1 protein-coding gene is annotated in these 887 nt (G+C 64.7%); it reads left to right on the top strand.

All coding sequences use genetic code 11. The annotated features are described in order from the left end of the window. Positions 1-887 (top strand): transposase (locus QSJ19_RS26575; RefSeq protein WP_286324056.1); only part of this gene is annotated, 887 nt, incomplete at both ends.

Here is an 887-nt window from a genome sequence, read left to right as displayed (position 1 = left end):
GACAAGGCAGCGCAACAGGAGCTGATCTCGGCGCTGGTCAACGACGCGTTGGCGGTGCTCGACGGACTGGATGTGGAGGCGATCGCCAAGAAGTCTGACAACGAGACCGCGGCGCAGGCGGTGGCGTTGCTGGCGTTGGTCGCCGGGCAAGATGTGGAACCCGCCGAGGGTTCTGATGGCACCGACGGACGCTGGCGTATTGCCCGCAACACCGCGCCGGATCGGGTGATCTCGACCGTCGACACCGAGGCGCGGCATGCCCATAAAACCCAGTCCCGCCGACAAGACGGGTTCAAAGCCCATGTGGTGATCGAACCCGATACCGGGTTGTACACCGGCGCGGAACTGACCAAAGCTGCTGGTGCCGATAATTCTGATGCCGCCGTGGGGGCCCGGCTGGTCACCACCGATCCCACCCTGGCCCAGCCCGATGCCACATCGGCTGAAACGACACCAGAAGTGTTGGGCGACTCGGCATACGGGACCGGGGACATGCTCGCCACCCTGGCCGGCAAGTCCTGGACTGCAGTGATCAAGCCGTGGCCGCAGACCCCCGCGGTCGACGGCGGATTCGTTGTTGATGATTTCGTCTACGACGCTGATGCGAACACCCTGACCTGCCCGAACAACCTCACCCGACCGGTCAGCACCACAGGCCGTGTCACCTTCGGGACGTTGTGCCGTGGATGTCCGGTGCGGGAACGCTGCACCACCTCGGTGACCGGTCGCACGATCCTGCTCGGCAAGCATCACCAACTCCAACGCGAGCACCGACAACACTTCGCCGACAACCATATTCACGACACCTACCGGCAACACCGGCCCATGGTCGAACGCAGCATCGCCTGGCTGACCCGAGGCAACCGGCGCGTACCCTTCCGCGGCGT

It is taken from the genome of Gordonia sp. ABSL11-1, assembly GCF_030315685.1.
Taxonomy (GTDB): Bacteria; Actinomycetota; Actinomycetes; order Mycobacteriales; family Mycobacteriaceae; genus Gordonia.
Note: the sequence above shows the minus strand (reverse complement) of the source record. Positions and strands in the feature narration are given on the sequence as shown.